Source organism: Pseudomonas sp. HMSC065H01 (assembly GCF_001815235.1).
Classification (GTDB): domain Bacteria; phylum Pseudomonadota; class Gammaproteobacteria; order Pseudomonadales; family Pseudomonadaceae; genus Pseudomonas; species Pseudomonas aeruginosa.
On record NZ_KV819937.1, the window covers coordinates 392,488 to 413,749 of the forward strand.

Sequence of the window (21,262 nt, forward strand, 5' to 3'; positions counted from 1 at the left end):
TTGTCCAAGAGCTTTCCGATGTCTTCCCTGCCTCCCGCCATCTTTCTCATGGGGCCGACCGCCGCCGGCAAGACCGACCTGGCGATGGCGCTGGCCGATGCGCTGCCCTGCGAGCTGATCAGCGTCGACTCGGCGCTGATCTACCGCGGCATGGATATCGGTACGGCCAAGCCTTCCCGGGAGCTGCTGGCGCGCTATCCGCACCGCCTGATCGATATCCGCGACCCGGCGGAGAGCTATTCGGCCGCGGAATTTCGCGCCGACGCCCTGGCGGCGATGGCCGAGGCCACCGCGCGCGGCAGGATTCCCCTGCTGGTGGGGGGCACCATGCTCTATTACAAGGCGTTGCTCGAGGGCCTGGCCGACATGCCCGGCGCCGATCCCGAGGTGCGCGCGGCGATCGAGGCCGAGGCCCAGGCCGAAGGTTGGGAGGCGCTGCACCGGCAACTCGCCGAGGTCGACCCGGAGTCGGCTGCGCGTATCCACCCCAACGACCCGCAGCGACTGATGCGGGCGCTCGAGGTGTATCGCCTCGGCGGGGTGTCGATGAGCGACCTGCGTCGCCGGCAAAGCGCTGAAAAGGCGGATTTTGACGCGTCAGGCAGGAATCAATTGCCGTATACTGTCGCTCAGCTGGCGATTGCTCCCGAGCAGCGCCAGGTGTTGCACGCGCGGATTGCGCAGCGTTTTCGCCAGATGCTGGAACAGGGTTTCATCGCCGAGGTCGAAGCACTGCATGCCAGAAGTGACTTGCATGCAGGATTACCGTCTATTAGAGCCGTGGGTTACCGTCAGGTGTGGGATTACCTGGATGGCAAGCTGTCCTACGCTGAAATGACCGAGCGCGGCATCATCGCTACCCGCCAGTTGGCCAAGCGCCAGTTCACCTGGCTGCGAAGCTGGAGCCATCTACACTGGATGGACAGCCTAGCAGGTGACAATCTGCCGCGTGCCTTGAAATACCTGAAAACGGTCTCCATATTGGCCTGAGACCTTAATTTGTCCGTCTGTTTCCGGAACGACTCCGGAGTTTGGACGGCGCCAAGTCACCCTATTCGACTACTTCAAACTACGATCCTTAAAGGAGTGCGGCACATGTCAAAAGGGCATTCGCTACAAGACCCTTACCTCAATACCCTGCGGAAAGAACGCGTCCCGGTTTCCATCTATCTGGTCAACGGCATCAAGCTGCAAGGCCAGATCGAGTCCTTCGACCAGTTTGTCATCCTGCTGAAGAACACCGTCAGCCAGATGGTTTACAAGCACGCGATCTCCACCGTGGTACCGAGCCGTCCGGTGCGTCTGCCGAGCGGTGACCAGCCGGCCGAGCCGGGCAACGCTTGACGGGAGTCCGCTTTGTTCTTTGAGCGCCCAGGTGGTGGGGAACAGGCTGTTCTGGTGCATCTGGAAGGGCAGAACCCCGAGGCGCGTGAAGACCCGCAGGAGTTCCAGGAGCTGGTGCGTTCGGCCGGCGCGGAAACGGTGGCATTCGTCAGCGTCTCCCGCCACCAGCCGAGCGCCAAATATCTTATCGGCAGTGGCAAGGTCGAGGAGTTGCACGACCTGGTCAAGGCCGAAAACGTCGAGCTGGTGATTTTCAACCACACCTTGACGCCCAGCCAGGAGCGCAACCTCGAGCGTGCGTTCGAGTGCCGCGTACTCGACCGGACCGGGCTGATCCTCGACATCTTCGCCCAGCGCGCACGTACCCACGAAGGCAAGTTGCAGGTGGAACTGGCGCAACTGGAGCACATGAGCACGCGGCTGGTACGCGGCTGGACCCACCTCGAACGGCAGAAAGGCGGTATCGGTCTGCGCGGTCCGGGCGAGACCCAGCTGGAAACCGACCGACGCCTGCTGCGCGTGCGCATCCGCCAGATCAAGCAGCGCCTGGAGAAGGTCCGCAGCCAGCGCGAGCAGGCTCGACGCGGGCGCAAGCGCGCGGATATCCCGGCGGTCTCCCTGGTCGGCTATACCAACGCCGGCAAATCGACCCTGTTCAATTCGCTCACCGCCTCCGAGGTGTATGCCGCCAACCAGTTGTTCGCCACCCTCGACCCCACCCTGCGTCGCCTGCAACTGGACGATCTCGGGCCGGTGGTGCTGGCCGACACGGTGGGCTTCATCCGCCACCTGCCGCACAAGCTGGTGGAGGCCTTCCGCGCTACGCTGGAAGAGTCGAGCAACGCCGACCTCCTGCTGCACGTGATCGACGCCTACGAGCCCGAACGGGATGCGCAGGTCGAGCAGGTGCTGGCGGTGCTCGGCGAGATCGGCGCCAACGAATTGCCGATGCTCGAGGTCTATAACAAGGTTGACCTGCTACCCTCGGTCGAGCCGCACATCCAGCGCGACGACTCCGGCAAGCCGGTGCGCGTCTGGCTGTCGGCGCAGACCGGCGAAGGCCTCGACCTGTTGCGCCAGGCCATCGCCGAGCTGCTTGGCGAGGACCTGTTCGTCGGAACCTTGCGCCTGCCCCAGCGGCTCGGGCGCCTGCGCGCCCAGTTGTTCGAACTGGGCGCGGTGCAGTCCGAGGCGCACGATGAGGAGGGTTGTACCCTGCTGCAGGTGCGCCTGCCGCGGGCCGAGTTGAACCGCCTGGCGAGCCGCGCTGGCTGGCAGCCGGCGGAGTTCGTTGCGCAACACACTTTGCAATAAAGCCCGTATCGCTGCTTTTGGCAGCGGGCAGGGCATTCGGTAGCATGGGTGGCCGCGCCGCAGGCGCGTTTCGCGTTACTAGATGGAGAGCGCTATGGCTTGGAACGAGCCGGGTGACAACTCGAACAACAACGATCGAGACCCGTGGGGAGGCCGCCGCGGTGGTGGTGGCGGCGGTGGTGACCGCAAGGGGCCGCCCGACCTGGATGAGGCTTTCCGCAAGCTTCAGGACAGCCTGAACGGGCTGTTCGGTGGAAAAAAACGCAGTGGCAACGGTTCCGGCTCCGGTTCCGGCGGCAAGGGCGGTGGCCTGGGCCTGTTCGGCATCGGCCTGGCGATCCTCGCCGTGCTCTGGCTGTACAACGCCATCTATGTGGTGGACGAGCAGGAGCAGGCGGTCATCCTGCGCTTCGGCAAGTATTACGAGACGGTCGGTCCCGGCCTGAACTTCTACTTCCCGCCGATCGACAAGCGCTTCCAGGAGAACGTCACCCGCGAGCGTGCGTACAGCAAGCAGGGGCAGATGCTCACCGAGGACGAGAACATCGTCGAAGTGCCGCTGACCGTGCAGTACAAGATCAGCAACCTGCAGGACTTCGTGCTCAACGTCGACCAGCCCGAGGTCAGCCTGCAGCAGGCGACCGAGAGCGCGCTGCGGCATGTCGCCGGCTCCACCACCATGGACCGGATCCTCACCGAAGGCCGCGAGCAGATGGCGACCGAGGTGCGCGAGCGCCTGCAACGCTTCCTGGATACCTACAGGACCGGTATCACCGTGACCCAGGTGAACATCCAGAGCGCCCAGGCCCCGCGTGAGGTGCAGGAAGCGTTCGACGACGTGATCCGGGCCCGCGAGGACGAGCAGCGCGAGAAGAACCAGGCCGAAGCCTATGCCAACGGCGTGGTGCCGGAGGCGCGTGGCCAGGCTCAGCGCATCATCGAAGAAGCCAACGGTTACCGCGACGAGGTGATTTCGCGCGCCCAGGGTGAGGCGGATCGCTTCTCCAAGCTGCTGGTGGAATATCGCAAGGCTCCGGAAGTGACGCGCGAGCGTCTGTACCTGGACACCATGCAGGAAGTCTTCAGCCAGACCAGCAAGGTGCTGGTGACCGGTCAGCAAGGGCAGAACAACCTGCTCTACCTGCCGCTGGACAAGATGATCGATGGTCGTAACGCCGCGCCCGCTACGGGTGCCGGTGCTTCCGCCGGTGGTGGCAGCGCCAGCGCTTCCGACCTGGGGTCGCGGATCGTCAACGATCTGCGCCAGCAAGACGCGCGTACGAGGGAGAGCCGCTGATGGGCAACAAGTCTTTGATCGCTCTGATCGTCGGTGTCGTCGCCGCCATCGTCCTGTGGAACAGCGTCTACGTAGTCCAGCAGACCGAGCGCGCGGTCATGTTGCGCTTCGGCCGGGTGGTCGAGTCCGACGTCAAGCCGGGCCTGCACTTCAAGATCCCGTACGTCAACCAGGTGCGCAAGTTCGACGCTCGCCTGCTGACCCTGGATGCCCCGACCCAGCGCTTCCTGACCCTGGAAAAGAAAGCGGTGATGGTGGATGCCTATGCCAAGTGGCGGGTGGCGGATGCCGAGCGCTTCTATACCGCTACCTCGGGCCTCAAGCAGATCGCCGACGAACGCCTGTCGCGGCGTCTCGAAGCGGGTCTGCGCGACCAGTTCGGCAAGCGTACCCTGCATGAAGTGGTATCGGGCGAGCGCGACGCGCTGATGGGCGACATCACCGCTTCGCTGAACCGCATGGCGCAGAAGGAGCTGGGTATCGAGGTGATCGACGTGCGGGTCAAGGCCATCGACCTGCCGAAGGAAGTCAATCGCAGCGTCTTCGAGCGGATGAGCACCGAGCGTGAGCGCGAGGCCCGCGAGCACCGCGCCAAGGGTCGCGAACTGGCCGAAGGCATTCGTGCCGACGCCGATCGCCAGCGCCGGGTAATCGTTGCCGAAGCCTACCGCGAGTCGGAAGAGACCCGCGGTGACGGCGACTCCAAGGCTGCCGCGATCTACGCCAAGGCCTACAACCTGGATCCGGAGTTCTATTCCTTCTACCGTAGCCTGAAGGCGTATCGCGAAAGCTTCGCCGAGAAGCGCGACGTACTGGTGCTCGATCCGAGCAGCGAGTTCTTCCGCTATCTGAACAAGGCCAACAAGTAATACTCGGTTCTCCGGCGGGCGGCAGCGCCCGCCGGAGAAATCGTGTTATGATGAGCCAGCCGGGAAATCCCGGCTTTTTTGCGTCCGCGAGAATCATGTGGCAGGAATTCGGCATCGCTTTTTGTCTCGTGCTGGTGCTGGAAGGCATCCTGCCGTTCCTGTGTCCGCGACAATGGCGCGAGGCGGTCACCGGATCGGCCGGCTGAGCGACCGTCACCTGCGTCTCGTGGGGCTGGGCAGCATGCTGCTCGGCACCCTGCTTCTTTACTGGATTCACTGATGATGTGCCGCCCGGCTGAAAGGGGAGAGGCGAAATGGCAACGGTAGACCGCTGGCTGCTGCCAGATGGGATCGAAGAGGTGCTGCCCCCGGAGGCGGCGCGCATCGAAGCAGCCCGCCGTCAGGTGCTGGATCTGTTCCACCGCTGGGGTTACGAGTTCGTCGTGACCCCGCATATCGAATACCTGGAGTCGCTGCTCACCGGTGCGGGACAGGATCTTGACCTGCGCACCTTCAAGGTGACCGACCCGGCGTCCGGCCGGCTCATGGGTTTCCGTGCCGACATTACGCCGCAAGTGGCGCGGATGGATGCGCACAGCCTGCGCCGCGAGGGACCGAGCCGCCTGTGCTATGCCGGCAGCGTGCTGCATGCGCAGCCGCGCGCGCTGTCCACTTCGCGTAGTCCGATCCAGCTGGGCGCCGAGCTGTACGGCGATCCGAGCCCTGCCAGCGATGTCGAGGTGATCAGCCTGATGCTGGAAATGCTCGAGATGGCGGAAGTGCCGGACGTGCACATGGACCTCGGCCATGTCGGTATCTACCGCGGCCTGGCGCGCGCGGCAGGGCTGTCCGGCGAAGTCGAGCAGCAGTTGTTCGATGCCTTGCAGCGCAAGGCGGTGGACGAGGTCGAGGCGCTGACTGCAGACCTGCCTGCCGAGCTGCGCGGCATGTTGCGTGCGCTGGCCGAGCTATGCGGCGGCCGCGATGCGCTGGAGCAGGGCCGTGCCCGTCTGGCGGCGGCGCCGGCCGATGTCCAGGTGGCGCTGAACGAGCTGATCGAGATCGCCGATTCGCTGGCTGGACGTTTCCCCGGCTTGCCGCTGTATTTCGACCTCGGCGAGCTGCGTGGCTATCACTATCACACCGGCGTGGTGTTTGCGGCCTTCGTGCCCGGCGTTGGCCAGTCCATCGCCCAGGGCGGTCGCTATGATGATATCGGTGCCGATTTCGGGCGCGCCCGCCCGGCCACCGGTTTCTCCACCGATCTGAAAAGCCTGGTCACTCTCGGCCAGGCCCGGTTGGACCAGGCTGTATCGGGTATCTGGGCGCCGGCCGAAGGGGCCGGGCTCTGGCAGGTGGTGCAACGACTGCGCCGCGACGGGCAGCGTGTCGTCCAGGCTCTGCCCGGGCAGGATGCGGCTTCTGCGCGCGAGGCGGGCTGCGACCGGCAGCTGGCGCTGCGCGATGGCAATTGGCAGGTGGCGCCGCTGGCGTCCTGAGATTCCGCCGGCCGCGGCCGGCATCGAACTTCCACGATGGGGACAAGTGTTATGGGTAAGAATGTCGTAGTCCTGGGCACCCAATGGGGTGATGAGGGCAAGGGCAAGATCGTCGACCTGCTCACCGAGCAGGCGGCTGCCGTAGTTCGCTACCAGGGTGGTCACAACGCTGGCCACACCCTGGTGATCGATGGCGAGAAAACCGTCCTGCACCTGATTCCATCGGGCATCCTGCGCGAAGGCGTGCAGTGCCTGATCGGCAATGGCGTGGTGCTGGCGCCGGATGCGCTGCTGCGCGAAATCACCAAGCTGGAAGAGAAGGGCGTGCCGGTGCGCGAGCGCCTGCGCATCAGTCCTTCCTGTCCGCTGATCCTGTCCTATCACGTCGCCCTCGACCAGGCGCGCGAGAAGGCCCGCGGCGAAGCCAAGATCGGCACCACCGGTCGTGGCATCGGCCCGGCATACGAGGACAAGGTGGCACGTCGCGGCCTGCGCGTCGGCGACCTGTTCCACCGCGAGCGCTTCGCCGCCAAGCTGGGTGAGCTGCTGGACTACCATAACTTCGTCCTGCAGCACTACTACAAGGAGCCGGCCATCGACTTCCAGAAGACCCTGGACGAGGCGATGGAGTATGCCGAGCTGCTCAAGCCGATGATGGCCGATGTCGCCGCGACCCTGCACGACCTGCGCAAGCACGGCAAGGACATCATGTTCGAAGGCGCCCAGGGATCGCTGCTGGACATCGACCATGGCACCTACCCCTACGTGACCAGTTCCAACACCACCGCTGGCGGTACCGCCACCGGTTCCGGCTTCGGCCCGCTGTACCTGGACTACGTACTGGGTATCACCAAGGCCTATACCACTCGCGTCGGCTCCGGTCCGTTCCCGACCGAGCTGTTCGACGACGTCGGCGCCTACCTGGCCAAGCGCGGCCACGAGTTCGGTGCCACCACCGGTCGCGCTCGTCGCTGCGGCTGGTTCGATGCCGTGATCCTGCGCCGCGCCATCGAGATCAACAGCATCTCCGGCCTGTGCCTGACCAAGCTCGACGTGCTCGATGGCCTGGATGTGGTGCGCCTGTGCGTCGGCTACAAGAATGCCGATGGCGATGTGCTGGAAGCGCCGACCGATGCCGACAGCTACATCGGCCTGCAGCCGGTCTACGAGGAAATGCCCGGCTGGAGCGAGTCGACCGTGGGTGCGAAGACCCTGGAAGAGTTGCCGGCCAACGCCCGCGCCTACATCAAGCGCGTGGAAGAGCTGGTGGGTGCGCCGATCGATATCATCTCCACCGGTCCGGACCGCAACGAGACCATCATCCTGCGCCATCCATTCGCCTGAGGCGGATAGCGGGGCGATGACGGAACGGGCTGCGCATGCGGCCCGTTTTCATTTCCGGGGTCGGCGCCGCGGTGAGCGGGGGAGGGTGGCGTGGCTCGAAGGGAAAATCGCGGACAACAAAAAGCCGAGCGATGCTCGGCTGTTTGTCTTGAAGATGGTGCCCAGGAGAAGACTCGAACTTCCACGGTGTTGCCACCGCTAGGACCTGAACCTAGTGCGTCTACCAATTCCGCCACCTGGGCATGCTTTTCAGCATTGTGCGATGATCGCTCATCGACTTGGGTGTTGCAAACCTTGTCGCAGTTTCAATGCCTGGTAGTGGCTGAACTGCTGAAACAAAAACGGTCTAATGACCGGCTTTGTCTGAAATATGGTGCCCAGGAGAAGACTCGAACTTCCACGGTGTTGCCACCGCTAGGACCTGAACCTAGTGCGTCTACCAATTCCGCCACCTGGGCACTGGAGTCGATGATCGCTCATCGTTTCCGTGTTACAACGTCTCAGCAACGTTGTGGGCGCGAACTATACGAGTACGTATTCTGCTTGTAAACCCCTGATGCGATAAAAATTATTCTGTTGCCGAAGCTGACCGACGAAGCGTTTTCGCGCTTCAATAGAGCAATGGCAGCAAACGCTAAAGAAGAAAAGGTGACCTACCTCTAATGGCCGATTGGCAAAACCTCGATCCCGAGGCCGCTCGCGAAGCGGAAAAGTACGAAAACCCCATCCCCAGCCGGGAACTGATCCTGGCTCACCTATCCGAGCGGGGCGCTCCGGCGACTCGCTCCCAGTTGCTCGACGAGTTCGGGCTCGCCGGCGAGGAGCCGGAAGAGGCCTTGCGTCGTCGCCTGCGCGCCATGGAGCGCGACGGGCAGCTTATCTATACGCGTCGTGGCGCCTATGCGCCGGTGGACAAGCTGGACCTGATCCGCGGCCGCATCAGCGGGCACCGCGACGGCTTCGGCTTCCTGATCCCCGACGATGGCAGCGACGACCTGTTCCTCAGTCCCACCCAGATGCGCCTGGTGTTCGACGGCGACCGCGCCCTGGCCCGGGTGTCCGGCCATGACCGGCGCGGACGCCGCGAAGGCCAGCTGGTCGAGGTGATCGAGCGGGCCCACGAGATCGTGGTCGGCCGCTACTTCGAGGAAAGCGGCATCGGCGTGGTGGTCGCGGACAACCCGAAGATCCAGCAGGAAGTCCTGATCCCGCCGGGCAAGGCCGGCAAGGCCAGGCACAACCAGTTCGTCCAGGTGCGCATCGAGCAATGGCCGAGCATCCACCGCCAGGCCCAGGGCGAGATCGTCGAGGTGCTCGGCGACTACATGGCGCCGGGGATGGAGATCGAAGTCGCCCTGCGCAGCTACGATATCCCCCACGTCTGGCCGGCCGCGGTGGAGAAGGAAGCGGCCAAGCTCAAGCCGGAAGTGGCGGAGAAGGACAAGGAAAAGCGTATCGACCTGCGCCAGGTGCCCTTCGTCACCATCGACGGCGAGGATGCCCGCGACTTCGACGACGCGGTGTACGCCGAGGCCAAGCGCGGCGGCGGCTGGCGCCTGTTCGTGGCGATCGCCGATGTCTCGCACTACGTGAAGGTCGGTTCGGCGCTGGACGAAGAGGCGGCCAGGCGCGGCAACTCGGTGTATTTCCCCGAGCGGGTGATCCCGATGCTGCCGGAGGTGCTGTCCAATGGTCTCTGCTCGCTGAATCCGCTGGTCGACCGGCTGGCCATGGTCTGCGAGATGACCCTGTCCAAGGCTGGCAAGCTGACCGGCTACCAGTTCTACGAAGCGGTGATCCACTCCCATGCCCGCCTGACCTACACCAAGGTCAGCCAGTTGCTCGAGCACCCCGACAGCGTCGAGGCCGAGAACCTGCGCCAGCAGTTGCCCGGCGTGGTGCCGCACTTGCAGCAGCTGTATGCGTTGTATAAAGCGCTGCTGGCCGGCCGCCATGTCCGCGGCGCGATCGATTTCGAGACCCAGGAAACCCGCATCGTCTTCGGCGCCGACCGGAAGATCTCGGAAATCCGCCCGACCCAGCGCAACGATGCGCACCGCCTGATCGAAGAATGCATGCTCTGCGCCAACGTGGCGACCGCACGCTTCCTGCAGAAGCACGCCATCCCGGCGTTGTACCGGGTGCATGACGGCCCGCCGCAGGAGAAACTCAACAACCTGCGCCAGTTCCTCGGCGAGCTGGGGTTGAGCCTCGGCCGCGGCAAGGCCGCGCCGACCCCGGGCGACTACCAGGAGTTGCTGGAGAAGATCCACGACCGCGCCGACTTCCGCCTGATCCAGACGGTCATGCTGCGTTCGCTCAGCCAGGCGGTGTACAGCCCGGACAACAATGGCCACTTCGGCCTCAACTACGACGCCTACACCCACTTCACCTCGCCGATCCGGCGCTACCCGGACCTGCTGGTGCATCGTGCGATCCGCAGTGTGATCCGCTCCAAGGCGGAGACTCCGCACGTGCAGCGGGCCGGCGCGGCGAGCATGCCCAAGGCGCGTATCTATCCGTACGACGAATTGCGCCTGGACCAGTTGGGCGAGCAGTGCTCGATGACCGAGCGGCGTGCCGACGAGGCCACCCGCGACGTGACCAACTGGCTGAAGTGCGAATACATGCGCGAGCGGGTCGGCGAGACCTTCCCTGGCGTAATCACTGCGGTCACCGGTTTCGGTCTGTTCGTCGAGCTGACCGACATCTTCGTCGAAGGCCTGGTCCATGTGACCGCGCTGCCCGGCGACTACTATCATTTCGACGCCGTGCACCATCGCCTCAGCGGCGAACGCACCGGGCGCAGCTTCCGTCTCGGCGACACCACGGAAGTGGTAGTGGCGCGGGTCGACCTGGACGAGCGGAAGATCGATTTCGAGCTGGCCGGAAACGTGCTGAGCGCGCCGATCGGACGCAAGAAGCGCAACGGCGACAAGTCGGCGAACGCCGGCAAGGCGCCGAAGGGGCGCAAGGGCGCATCCGTGCCCGAGGTCGACCTGGAGCCGGCGCTGGCCAGTCCCGACGCCGCGGTGGTGCCGCGGCGCAAGGCCGGCAAGGTGCAGGCGCTGCCGCCGGTCGCGCCGGAGCTGCTGGCGCAGGCCGCGGAGATGCTCGGCAACACCGACGTGCGCAAGAGTCGCGAGGTGAAGCAGGCGCTGCTCGCCGAGGCGCGTGTCGGCGGCAAGGACAAGGGCGGGAAGAAGGGCAAGGTCGTTCCTGCGGGCAAGAGCGCGAAGGGCAAGGCCAAGGACGGCAAGCCCGCCGCTGCCGCCAAGCCGGGCAAGCCGACCAAGCATCGCAAGGGGCCTTCCAAGCCGAAGGCCGACAACGCTCCGGCCGCCACCGGGGCGCGCAAACGTAAGGCCAAGTCATGAGTCAGTGGGAAAAGGTCTACGGCGTGCATGCCGTGGAAGCGTTGTTGCGTCATCACCCGAAGCGGGTCAAGCAGTTGTGGCTGGCCGAGGGGCGGCATGATCCGCGGGTCCAGGTGCTCACCGAGCTGGCCGCCGGGTTCCGTATTCCGGTAGGGCAGCGCGATCGGCGCGAACTCGACGAGTGGGCGGAAGGCGTCCACCAGGGCGTGGTCGCGGAAGTCAGCCCCAGCCAGGTCTGGGGCGAAAACATGCTCGAGGAACTGCTCGAGCGGAGCGAGGGCGTGCCGCTCCTGCTGGCCCTGGATGGCGTCACCGATCCGCACAACCTCGGCGCCTGCCTGCGTACCGCCGATGCGGCGGGGGTGCAGGCGGTGATCGTGCCCAAGGACAAGTCCGCGACCCTCAACGCCACCGTGCGCAAGGTCGCTTGCGGCGCCGCCGAGGTGATCCCGCTGGTGGCGGTGACCAACCTCGCGCGTACCCTGGAAAAGCTCCAGCAGCGCGGCCTGTGGGTGGTCGGCACCGCTGGCGAGGCGGACAAGACCCTCTACCAGCTCGACCTCAAGGGGCCGACCGTGCTGGTGATGGGCGCGGAAGGCAAGGGCATGCGCCGGCTGACCCGCGAGCACTGCGACTTCCTCGCCAGGTTGCCGATGGCCGGCAGCGTCAGCAGCCTGAACGTCTCGGTCGCCACCGGTGTCTGCCTGTTCGAGATCCTCCGCCAACGCACCCCGCTGGAGTGAGCGCGTGCGGGGCCGCCGCGGCGCGGCCCCGCACCATTCCATCCGCTGTACAAATATTCGCCAATCTTCCTTGCTTCGCCGGTTGCCCTTCTCTAGAATGTCGCCCCTTGCCGCGCGGGCAGGCGTTCGTTCGCCTCTCCACCAGGCAAGCCAAGAAAACATTCACTCCTTGCCTGACCGTTCTGCGGCAGGCTGCAACCCGTAAGGAGCATTTATGCGTCATTACGAAATCGTGTTCCTGGTTCACCCGGACCAGAGCGAACAAGTCGGTGGCATGGTCGAGCGTTACACCAAGGCCATCGAAGAAGACGGCGGCAAGATCCACCGTCTGGAAGACTGGGGCCGTCGTCAGCTGGCCTACGCCATCAACAACGTGCACAAGGCCCACTACGTTCTGATGAACGTCGAGTGCAGCGCCAAGGCCCTGGCTGAGCTGGAAGACAACTTCCGTTACAACGATGCCGTGATCCGTAACCTGGTCATGCGTCGCGACGAAGCTGTCACCGAGCAGTCCGAGATGCTCAAGGCTGAAGAAAGCCGCAACGAGCGTCGCGAGCGTCGTGAGCGTCCGAACGATAACGCTGAAGGCGCCGATGGCGACGACAACAGCGATAGCGATAACGCTGACGAGTAATTCCGGACCAGTATTGAGGAGCCAATCACATGGCACGTTTCTTCCGTCGTCGTAAGTTCTGCCGCTTCACCGCCGAAGGCGTGAAAGAGATCGATTACAAGGATCTCAACACCCTGAAGGCCTACGTTTCCGAAACCGGCAAGATCGTTCCGAGCCGTATCACCGGCACCAAGGCCAAGTACCAGCGTCAGCTGGCGACCGCTATCAAGCGCGCCCGCTACCTGGCCCTGCTTCCTTACACCGACAGCCACGGCCGTTGAGATCGGGCAGTCGAACGCTGGTAAGGGATAGATCGCATGCGCGCACTGGCTGAGTTCACCATGCGCGGCCGCATGCAGGCCACGCTCGCCGTGGCAGGCTCCGCGGTTGTTCCACTGTTGTTCTGGCTGAGTGCCGCCGCCGGTAGCCTGGTGCTGCTGCGGCGCGGATTCGGCGACGCCTTCGGCGTCCTGGCCTGGGCGGTGCTACCGGCGATGTTCTGGTGGTACCTGGGCGATCCGAGCATCCTTCTGGTCCTGCTCGGTACCCTGACGCTGGCGCAGATCCTGCGCGCCAGCACGTCCTGGAGCCATGTGCTGCTGGGCAGTGTTGCAGTTGGCGTGGTATTCGCGCTGGTGCTGGGGCATACCTCCAGCGAGCTGATCGGCGCCCTGGCGACGGAAGTCACCAAGGTCCTGACCCAGCTTCGCGGGGAGTCCCAGCTGTCGGGCGAAGAGCTGGACAAGTTGCAGGTGGCGCTGGTGCCGACCCTGACCGGGGTCATGGCTTCCTCGCTGCAGGTGACCTGCCTGCTCTGCCTAATGCTCGCGCGGTACTGGCAGGCTTCGCTGTACAACCCGGGCGGCTTCGGCCGCGAATTCCGGAGTTTGCGGCTGGCGCCGGCGGTTGCCGTGATCCTGCTGCTGGGGGCCGTCGTGGTCCCGGCGCTGGAAGTGCAGGCCGCGGTGCTCGGTCCGTTGTGCAGCGTGCCGCTGATCATCGCCGGCGTGGCGCTCGGGCATGGCCTGATCGCCCTGAAGCGCCTCGCGGGTGGTTGGCTGGTGGGCCTGTACCTGGCTGTATTGCTGCTGGGGAACCTGATCTGTCTTTTGGCGGTTGTCGACAGTCTGTTTGATATTCGTGGACGCCTGGCCCGGCGCCAGGGTTCCACGAACGGTGAAGGTTAAAAGTTAAGAGGTAAGACTCAAATGGAAGTCATCCTGCTGGAAAAAGTCGCCAACCTGGGCAACCTGGGCGACAAGGTGAACATCAAGGGCGGTTACGCCCGTAACTTCCTGCTGCCGCAGGGCAAGGCCACCGTCGCCACCGCCGAGAACGTCGCTGCGTTCGAAGCACGCCGCGCCGAGCTGGAAAAGGCTGCCGCCGAGAAGAAGGCCGCTGCCGAAGCCCGTGCTGCCCAGCTCTCCGAGCTGGTGGTAACCCTCGGCGCCCACGCTGGCGACGAAGGCAAGCTGTTCGGTTCGATCGGCACCCGCGACATCGCCGAAGCCGTTTCCGCTGCCGGTTACCCGCTGGAAAAAGCCGAAGTTCGCCTGCCCAACGGCGCGCTGCGCAACACCGGTGAGTTCGACGTCGCCGTGCACCTGCACACCGACGTGGAAACCACTCTGAAGCTGATCATCGTCGCTGAGTAAGCGATCCGATCGGTAGGGCTGGGCGGGCATATGCGTGTCCGCGGCAGTCCGCTAACATCGGGCACGGTACCGGCAACGGCACCGTGCCCGTTGTTTTTTCCGCTGTTCCTTTTTCTTGCGTCGAGTCTATGAACGAGATCACCAGCCCCGAGCAATACGACCTGGAAACCACAGCCCTGAAGGTGCCGCCGCACTCGATCGAGGCCGAGCAGGCCGTGCTGGGTGGCCTGATGCTGGACAACAACGCCTGGGAGCGTGTGTCGGATTCGGTGTCCGACGGCGATTTCTACCGCCATGACCATCGCCTGATCTTCCGCGCCATCTACAAGCTGGCCGAGGCCAACCAGCCGATCGACGTGGTGACCCTCTCCGAGCAGTTGGAGAAGGAAGGACAACTGGCCCAGGTCGGCGGCCTGGCCTATCTCGGCGAACTGGCGAAGAACATTCCCTCGGTCGCCAACATCAAGGCCTACGCGCAGATCATCCGCGAGCGCGCCACCCTGCGCCAACTGATCGGCATCAGCAACGAGATCGCCGACAGCGCCTTCCACCCGGAAGGGCGCGGCGCCAACGAGATCCTCGACGAGGCCGAGCGGAAGATCTTCGAGATCGCCGAAGCGCGACCGAAGACCGGCGGGCCGGTAGGGATCAGCGATATCCTGGTCAAGACCATCGACCGCATCGACTACCTGTTCAACACCACCGAGGCGCTGACCGGGGTGTCCACCGGTTTCACCGACCTCGACGAGAAGACCAGCGGCCTGCAGCCGGCCGACCTGATCATCGTCGCCGGGCGTCCGTCGATGGGTAAGACCACCTTCGCCATGAACCTGGTCGAGAACGCGGTGATGCGCACCGACAAGGCCGTGTTGGTGTACTCCCTGGAGATGCCCTCCGACTCGATCGTGATGCGTATGCTCTCGTCGCTCGGGCGTATCGACCAGACCAAGGTGCGTTCCGGCAAGCTCGACGACGAGGACTGGCCGCGCCTGACTTCGGCGATCAACCTGCTCAACGACAAGAAGCTGTTCATCGACGATACCGCTGGCATCAGTCCCTCGGAAATGCGCGCGCGGACCCGTCGCCTGGTGCGCGAGCACGGCGACCTGGCGCTGATCATGATCGACTACCTGCAACTGATGCAGATACCCGGCTCCAGCGGCGACAACCGGACCAACGAGATTTCCGAGATTTCCCGCTCGCTGAAGGCCCTGGCGAAGGAATTCAACTGCCCGGTGATTGCCCTGTCGCAGCTCAACCGCTCCCTGGAGCAGCGACCCAACAAGCGCCCGGTGAACTCCGACTTGCGCGAATCCGGGGCGATCGAGCAGGACGCCGACGTGATCATGTTCGTCTACCGCGACGAGGTGTACCACCCGGAGACCGAGTTCAAGGGCGTCGCCGAAATCATCATCGGCAAGCAGCGTAACGGTCCGATCGGTACGGTGCGCCTGGCCTTCATCGGCAAATACACGCGCTTCGAGAACCTTGCCGCCGGCATGTACAACTTCGAGGACGAATGACCCGGCTTGGGTCTTGCCCGGCGGGCGCCTTACCATAGGCACCCGTTTCAGTTGCAGGACCCGATGCCATGCGTCCCCTCGTTGCCACCGTCGACCTTTCCGCCATTCGCCACAACTATGCCCTGGCCAAGCGCTGCGCGCCGCAGCGCCAGGCGTTCGCGGTGGTCAAGGCGAACGCCTATGGCCACGGTGCGCGCGAAGTGGTTACCGCGTTGCACGACGATGCCGATGGCTTCGCCGTGGCCTGCCTGGAGGAGGCCGCGGAAGTCCGCGCCTTGCACGCCAGCGCGCGCATCCTGTTGCTGGAAGGCTGCTTCGAGGCGAGCGAATACGCCCTCGCCGGGCAATTGCGCCTGGACCTGGTGATCCAGGGCGCGGAACAGGGCGAGGCGTTCCTCGCCGCCGGCCTGGATATTCCACTCAACGTCTGGCTCAAGCTCGACTCCGGCATGCACCGCCTGGGCTTCGATCCTGCCGCGCTGCGCGCCTGGCATGCGCGCCTGCGCAACCATCCTGGTGTGCGCGAGCTGAACCTGATCAGCCATTTCGCCTGCGCCGACGAACGCAACCATCCGCTCACCGAGCAGCAGCTGGAGAGTTTCCTCGGCCTGCTCGACCTGGATTTCGACCAGCGCAGCCTGGCCAATTCGGCGGCGGTGCTGACTATCCCGGCCGCCCACATGGACTGGCTGCGGCCGGGAATCATGCTCTACGGGTCGACCCCGCTGGCCGACCTGAGCGCCGCCGAACTGGGCCTGAGGCCGGCCATGAGCCTGGGCGCGCAGTTGATTTCACTGCGCGAGGTGGCCGTGGGCGAGAGCGTCGGCTACGGCGCCACCTGGATCGCCGAGCGGCCGGCGCGGATCGGCACGGTCAGTTGCGGCTACGCCGACGGCTATCCGCGTACCGCGCCAGCCGGGACTCCGGTACTGGTCGGGGGACGCCGCGCGACCCTGGCCGGGCGGGTCTCGATGGACATGCTGGCGGTCGACCTCTCCGACCTGCCGGAGGCTCGCGTTGGCGACCCGGTGGAGTTGTGGGGCGCCGGGTTGTCGGTGGACGAGGTCGCCCGTGCCTGCGGCACCCTCGGCTACGAGCTTCTGAGCAAGGTCACGGCCCGGGTTCCGCGACGCTACAGCCACTGATTCAGGAGATACGCTCCGGTGCCAGGGCGGTCGGCCAGGGGAGCGCCGGCGCGGTCTCGCGTTCATCGTCGGCAGCCATCGCATAGCCGGCGCGCCCGGCGCCCTTGACCCGGTACAGCGCCTGGTCGGCGGCCTTGTAGAGTTTGCCGAACTGCAGTGCGTCGCCGGGAAACAGGGCGACGCCGATGCTCGGTGTGATCACCAGCCACTGCTTGGCGAACTCCACCGGTTTCGCCAGTTCTCGCAGCAGGCGTTCGGCGATGTCGCGGGCATGCTGCTCGGCATTCGACCCGCCGACCAGCACGGCGAATTCGTCGCCGCCGAGGCGCGCCACGCAATCCTCGGTGCGCACGCAATGGCGCAGCCGCTGGGCCACGTTCTGCAGGACGAAGTCGCCGGCATCGTGGCCATGGGTGTCGTTGATCGGCTTGAAGTGATCCAGATCGATCAGCAGCAGCGCCATGCTGTTGCCGTGGCGGCGCGCGTCGTCCAGGGCACTTTCGGCGAACTCCATCAGGTGCCTGCGGTTGCCAAGCCCGGTCAGTGGGTCGTGATGGGCGGCGTACTGCAGTTGCGCTTCGCGCATCTGCAACTGGCGATTGGCCTCGCTCAGCTCGTTGGTACGGACTTCCACGGCGCGTGCCAGGTCGCGCTGGGCGCTGTGCAGCAGGGCCAGGCGCGCATTCTTTTCCTGGTCGGCCTGGTCCAGGGCCAGGGCCCTTTCCTGCTTCAGGTCCTGGATGCGCGAGGCGAGCGCCAGGGAGAACAGCAGGGCCTCCAGGGTCAGCGCCAGCGGGAAGACCATGGCGTTGGCCGAGGTCGGCTGGACCAGCGCGGTGGCGCGCATCACGCCAAGGCTGACGCTGCCGAGCACCAGGCCGAAGCCGACCAGGTACAGGCGCGCCGTGGCCGAACCCTGGCGCCAGCGCTGCACTGCCAGGCCGATGGCGATCGGCAGGTTGGCCAGCAGGGTCAGCGCCAGCACGCCGGCCGCCTGCCAGCGCCAGCCGGCGGCGTTGAACGCCAGGCAGGCAAGGAACAGCAGGCAACAGGCGTTCAGCAGGTGATGGGCCCAGCGTGCGTGCTGCCGGCTTTGCAGCAGGTTCTGGCTGAAGCGGATCACGCAGATGCCCCAGATCGCCAGCAGCGCCAGGCGGTCAAGCCACCAGGGCACCGCCCGCTCGGGCCAGAAATACTCGAAACCATGGCCGCTGATGCTCAGGGTCAGCACCAGCGCGCTGGCAGCGGTCAGCACGTACCAGAAATAGGCGCGATCGCGCAGGCTGGTGAAGAGGAACAGGTTGTACAGCAGCAGGGCGAGGATCAGCCCGTAGGCCATGCCGAACAGCAGGTTGCCCTGGCTGCGGTATTCCAGCAGTTCGTCGTGGCTCCAGAGCCTCAGCGGAAAGGCGTTGCCGCCGGGATCGTAGCTGCGCAGGTAGACGCGCAACGGCCCATCGCCGGGAGGGATCCGGAACAGCGGATGACGATAGGCGTGGTCGCGGCCCTCGGCGAAGGGCACCGCTTCGCCGCTGCGATGTTCGCGGAACCCGCCGCGCTCGTCGGGGAGGTACAGGCGCAGGTCGTGCAGGCTGGCGCTGGCGACTTCCAGCCACCAGCCGCCGGATACCGCCTCGCGTCTCGGCAGGTCGAGGCGCAGCCACCAGACGCTGCGACTGAGGCCGACGCTGGTGCGGCCGGCGGCGGCGACGAAGCGGCCGGCCTGCTCCGTTTGTTCGAGGTCCTCCACCGCCAGGTTGCCATCGGGGTCTTCGAGCAGGTCCAGCGAGCCGTTCAACCAGGCGCCGCTGGCCGGGGGCGCTGGAAACTCCGGCGCGGCGCGCGAAACGGCGCTGGCCAGTAGCAGGAAGATGACCGCGAGCAGGGCAAGAGGATGGCGCACGATGACTCTCCCGGGGGCCTGCCTTAGAGGCCGGGTGAGATGACGATGAATGGAGTATAGAAACAAGGTGGCGAAATGATGGCATTTTTTCGAAGCCGGCCGACGGCAGGCAATACCCAGTGAAAACGTCGGAATTGCTCATTTTTTGTGCTATATTCCGCGCCCGCGTTTTCGCGACCCCCTATTCCTAGAGATACCCCCTGGTGCCCGTGATGCAAGCCGCCAAGCCGCTGTTCGACTATCCCAAGTACTGGGCCGAGTGTTTCGGTCCGGCGCCCTTCCTGCCTATGAGTAGGGAAGAGATGGATCAGCTCGGCTGGGACTCCTGCGACATCATCATCGTCACCGGCGATGCCTACGTCGACCACCCGTCCTTCGGCATGGCCATCATCGGCCGCCTGCTGGAGGCCCAGGGGTTCCGCGTCGGCATCATCGCCCAGCCGGATTGGCAGTCGAAGGACGACTTCATGAAGCTCGGCGAGCCGAACCTGTTCTTCGGCGTGGCGGCCGGCAACATGGACTCGATGATCAACCGCTACACCGCGGACAAGAAGGTCCGTTCCGACGACGCCTACACCCCCGGCGGCCTGGCCGGCAAGCGCCCGGACCGTGCCAGCCTGGTCTACAGCCAGCGCTGCAAGGAGGCCTACAGCCATGTGCCGGTGATCCTCGGCGGGATCGAGGCCTCGTTGCGCCGTATCGCCCATTACGACTACTGGCAGGACAAGGTCCGCCGCTCGATCCTGATGGACGCCACGGCCGACATCCTGCTCTACGGCAACGCCGAGCGTGCGGTGGTGGAAATCGCCCAGCGCCTGGCCCAGGGCGAACCGCTGAGCGCGATCACCGACGTGCGCGGCACCGCCTTCGTCCGTCGCGACACCCCGGAGGGCTGGTTCGAGATCGATTCCACGCGGATCGACCGGCCGGGCAAGATCGACAAGATCATCAATCCCTACGTGAACACCCAGGACACCGCCGCCTGCGCCATCGAGCAGGAAAAGGGCGCGCAGGAGGACCCGCAGGAAGCCAAGGTCGTGCAGTTGCTGGCGAACCCCAGGTTGACCCGGGAGAAGACCGTGATCCGCCTGCCGTCTTTCGAGAAGGTGCGCAACGACCCGGTGCTCTATGCCCACGCCAACCGCGTGCTGCACCTGGAGACCAACCCGGGCAACGCCCGTGCCCTGGTGCAGAAGCACGGCGAAGTGGATGTCTGGTTCAACCCGCCGCCCATTCCGATGAGCACCGAGGAAATGGACTACGTGTTCGGCATGCCCTATGCCCGCGTACCGCACCCGGCCTACGGCAAGGCGAAGATTCCCGCCTACGAGATGATCCGCTTCTCGGTGAACATCATGCGTGGCTGCTTCGGCGGCTGCACCTTCTGCTCGATCACCGAACATGAGGGACGGATCATCCAGAACCGCTCGCACGACTCGATCATCCGCGAGATCGAGGAGATGCGCGACAAGGTGCCCGGCTTCACCGGCGTGGTCTCCGACCTTGGCGGACCGACGGCGAACATGTACCGCATCGCCTGCAAGAGCCCGGACATCGAGCGGCACTGCCGCAAGCCGTCCTGCGTGTTCCCCGGCATCTGCGAGAACCTCGATACCGACCACAGCTCGCTGATCGAGCTGTACCGCAAGGCCCGGGCGCTGCCGGGGGTGAAGAAGATCCTGATCGCCTCCGGCCTGCGCTACGACCTCGCCGTCGAGTCGCCCGAGTACGTCAAGGAACTGGTGACCCACCACGTCGGCGGCTACCTGAAGATCGCCCCGGAGCACACCGAGCGCGGTCCGCTGGACAAGATGATGAAGCCGGGGATCGGCACCTACGACCGCTTCAAGCAGATGTTCGAGAAGTTCTCGAAGGAAGCCGGCAAGGAGCAGTACCTGATCCCGTACTTCATCGCCGCCCATCCCGGGACCACCGACGAAGACATGATGAACCTGGCCCTGTGGCTCAAGCGCAACGGCTTCCGCGCCGACCAGGTCCAGGCGTTCTATCCTTCGCCGATGGCCACTGCCACCGCTATGTATCACTCGGGCAAGAACCCGCTGCGCAAGGTCACCTACAAGAGCGATGGCGTGACCATCGTCAAGAGCGACCAGCAGCGGCGCCTGCACAAGGCCTTCCTGCGCTACCACGACCCGAAAGGCTGGCCGCTGCTGCGCGAGGCGCTGGAGCGGATGGGGCGCGCCGACCTGATCGGCAATGGCAAGCACCACCTGGTCCCGACCTACCAGCCGGATACCGGCGAATACCAGAGCGCCCGGCGGAAGAACTCGACGCCGGCCGGCAGCAAGAAGGCCGGCAAGCTGCTGACCCAGCATACCGGCCTGCCGCCACGCGCCAGCGACGGCGGCAAGCCGTGGAGCAAGGGCCAGCAGAACAAGGCGACGGCCTTCGCCAAGGGCAAGAAGAAGTCGCGCCAGCCGAACATCCCGCGCTGATCGCCGGGGCGGCCCTGCCGCCCGCAAAGCGTGCGCGGCTGCAACCTTGCCTGCGGTCGCGCACCGTCGCAGTGCATTGCCGCGGCACGACCTCCTGGCCGCCCGGGCCTGACGGCGCTGGCACAAGTCTTGCGCTTCCGGGGCATCCCGGTCTTCACGAAGAACCGTCGTGGCGGACCC

At 65.2% G+C, this 21,262-nt stretch carries 17 protein-coding genes, 2 tRNA genes and 1 pseudogene; 17 read left to right on the plus strand and 3 right to left on the minus strand.

Translation table 11 applies throughout. The features are described 5' to 3' along the window. The first annotated feature begins 18 nt into the window (after positions 1-18). The 8 genes and pseudogenes from miaA to HMPREF3014_RS31295 all read left to right on the plus strand — a co-directional run bounded on the left by miaA (position 19) and on the right by HMPREF3014_RS31295 (position 7,667). On the plus strand, positions 19-990 hold the full coding sequence (gene miaA / locus HMPREF3014_RS31260; RefSeq protein ID WP_003106415.1) for a tRNA (adenosine(37)-N6)-dimethylallyltransferase MiaA: 972 nt from the start codon (positions 19-21) through the stop codon (positions 988-990). Between the two features lie 105 nt (positions 991-1,095). Next, positions 1,096-1,344 (plus strand): RNA chaperone Hfq, encoded by a 249-nt coding sequence (gene hfq / locus HMPREF3014_RS31265; RefSeq protein ID WP_003095657.1) that lies wholly within the window; start codon positions 1,096-1,098, stop codon positions 1,342-1,344. 12 nt (positions 1,345-1,356) lie between these two features. Further along, positions 1,357-2,658: a ribosome rescue GTPase HflX gene (gene hflX / locus HMPREF3014_RS31270; RefSeq protein ID WP_003113930.1), complete on the plus strand. Its 1,302-nt coding sequence runs from the start codon at positions 1,357-1,359 to the stop codon at positions 2,656-2,658. A 94-nt stretch (positions 2,659-2,752) separates the two neighbouring features. Further along, a complete protein-coding gene (hflK, locus tag HMPREF3014_RS31275) occupies positions 2,753-3,955 on the plus strand; it encodes an FtsH protease activity modulator HflK (RefSeq protein ID WP_003106427.1) in 1,203 nt (400 codons plus the stop codon). Beyond that, positions 3,955-4,824 (plus strand): protease modulator HflC, encoded by an 870-nt coding sequence (hflC, locus tag HMPREF3014_RS31280; protein ID WP_023087859.1) that lies wholly within the window; start codon positions 3,955-3,957, stop codon positions 4,822-4,824. The genes hflK and hflC overlap by 1 nt, the downstream gene beginning before the upstream one ends. Before the next feature lie 95 nt (positions 4,825-4,919). Next, positions 4,920-5,104: pseudogene (locus HMPREF3014_RS31285) on the plus strand (DUF2065 domain-containing protein). Positions 5,105-5,138: 34 nt separating this feature from the next. Beyond that, complete coding sequence (locus HMPREF3014_RS31290) at positions 5,139-6,323, plus strand: ATP phosphoribosyltransferase regulatory subunit (RefSeq protein WP_003116169.1); 1,185 nt, start codon at positions 5,139-5,141, stop codon at positions 6,321-6,323. 51 nt (positions 6,324-6,374) lie between these two features. Further along, positions 6,375-7,667, plus strand: coding sequence for an adenylosuccinate synthase (locus HMPREF3014_RS31295; protein ID WP_003095642.1), 1,293 nt, complete (start codon positions 6,375-6,377; stop codon positions 7,665-7,667). A 155-nt stretch (positions 7,668-7,822) separates the two neighbouring features. Here HMPREF3014_RS31295 and HMPREF3014_RS31300 read toward each other — a convergent pair. Continuing rightward, positions 7,823-7,909 (minus strand) — tRNA-Leu (locus tag HMPREF3014_RS31300). Between the two features lie 129 nt (positions 7,910-8,038). Beyond that, a tRNA-Leu gene (locus HMPREF3014_RS31305) sits at positions 8,039-8,125 on the minus strand. 204 nt (positions 8,126-8,329) lie between these two features. Here HMPREF3014_RS31305 and rnr point away from each other — a divergent pair. The 8 genes from rnr (at position 8,330) to alr (ending at position 16,723) form a co-directional block, all read left to right on the plus strand. Continuing rightward, positions 8,330-11,044, plus strand: a complete 2,715-nt coding sequence (gene rnr / locus HMPREF3014_RS31310; RefSeq protein WP_003100016.1) for a ribonuclease R — start codon at positions 8,330-8,332, stop codon at positions 11,042-11,044. Then, entirely contained in the window at positions 11,041-11,787 is a 747-nt protein-coding gene (gene rlmB, locus HMPREF3014_RS31315; RefSeq protein ID WP_003095638.1) for a 23S rRNA (guanosine(2251)-2'-O)-methyltransferase RlmB, read from the plus strand. Before rnr ends, rlmB begins: the two co-directional genes overlap by 4 nt. A gap of 214 nt (positions 11,788-12,001) precedes the next feature. Further along, positions 12,002-12,421, plus strand: a complete 420-nt coding sequence (rpsF, locus tag HMPREF3014_RS31320; RefSeq protein WP_003095636.1) for a 30S ribosomal protein S6 — start codon at positions 12,002-12,004, stop codon at positions 12,419-12,421. A gap of 29 nt (positions 12,422-12,450) precedes the next feature. Then, the gene (rpsR, locus tag HMPREF3014_RS31325) at positions 12,451-12,681 is read left to right on the plus strand and encodes a 30S ribosomal protein S18 (protein ID WP_003095634.1); all 231 of its coding nucleotides are present in this window, start codon (positions 12,451-12,453) and stop codon (positions 12,679-12,681) included. Positions 12,682-12,717: 36 nt separating this feature from the next. After that, on the plus strand, positions 12,718-13,587 hold the full coding sequence (locus HMPREF3014_RS31330) for a hypothetical protein (protein WP_023087857.1): 870 nt from the start codon (positions 12,718-12,720) through the stop codon (positions 13,585-13,587). A gap of 21 nt (positions 13,588-13,608) precedes the next feature. Beyond that, positions 13,609-14,055 (plus strand): 50S ribosomal protein L9, encoded by a 447-nt coding sequence (rplI, locus tag HMPREF3014_RS31335; RefSeq protein WP_003095627.1) that lies wholly within the window; start codon positions 13,609-13,611, stop codon positions 14,053-14,055. Between the two features lie 128 nt (positions 14,056-14,183). Further along, complete coding sequence (gene dnaB / locus HMPREF3014_RS31340; RefSeq protein ID WP_003100012.1) at positions 14,184-15,578, plus strand: replicative DNA helicase; 1,395 nt, start codon at positions 14,184-14,186, stop codon at positions 15,576-15,578. Between the two features lie 68 nt (positions 15,579-15,646). After that, entirely contained in the window at positions 15,647-16,723 is a 1,077-nt protein-coding gene (alr, locus tag HMPREF3014_RS31345; RefSeq protein WP_003100010.1) for an alanine racemase, read from the plus strand. Position 16,724: 1 nt separating this feature from the next. Here the strand turns inward: alr and HMPREF3014_RS31350 are convergent, their stop codons facing one another. Continuing rightward, the gene (locus HMPREF3014_RS31350) at positions 16,725-18,626 is read right to left on the minus strand and encodes a diguanylate cyclase (protein ID WP_023087856.1); all 1,902 of its coding nucleotides are present in this window, start codon (positions 18,624-18,626) and stop codon (positions 16,725-16,727) included. Between the two features lie 212 nt (positions 18,627-18,838). Between HMPREF3014_RS31350 and HMPREF3014_RS31355 the strand changes: the two genes are divergently transcribed. Continuing rightward, positions 18,839-21,082 (plus strand): YgiQ family radical SAM protein, encoded by a 2,244-nt coding sequence (locus tag HMPREF3014_RS31355; RefSeq protein WP_003162499.1) that lies wholly within the window; start codon positions 18,839-18,841, stop codon positions 21,080-21,082. The last annotated feature ends 180 nt before the right edge of the window (positions 21,083-21,262 follow it).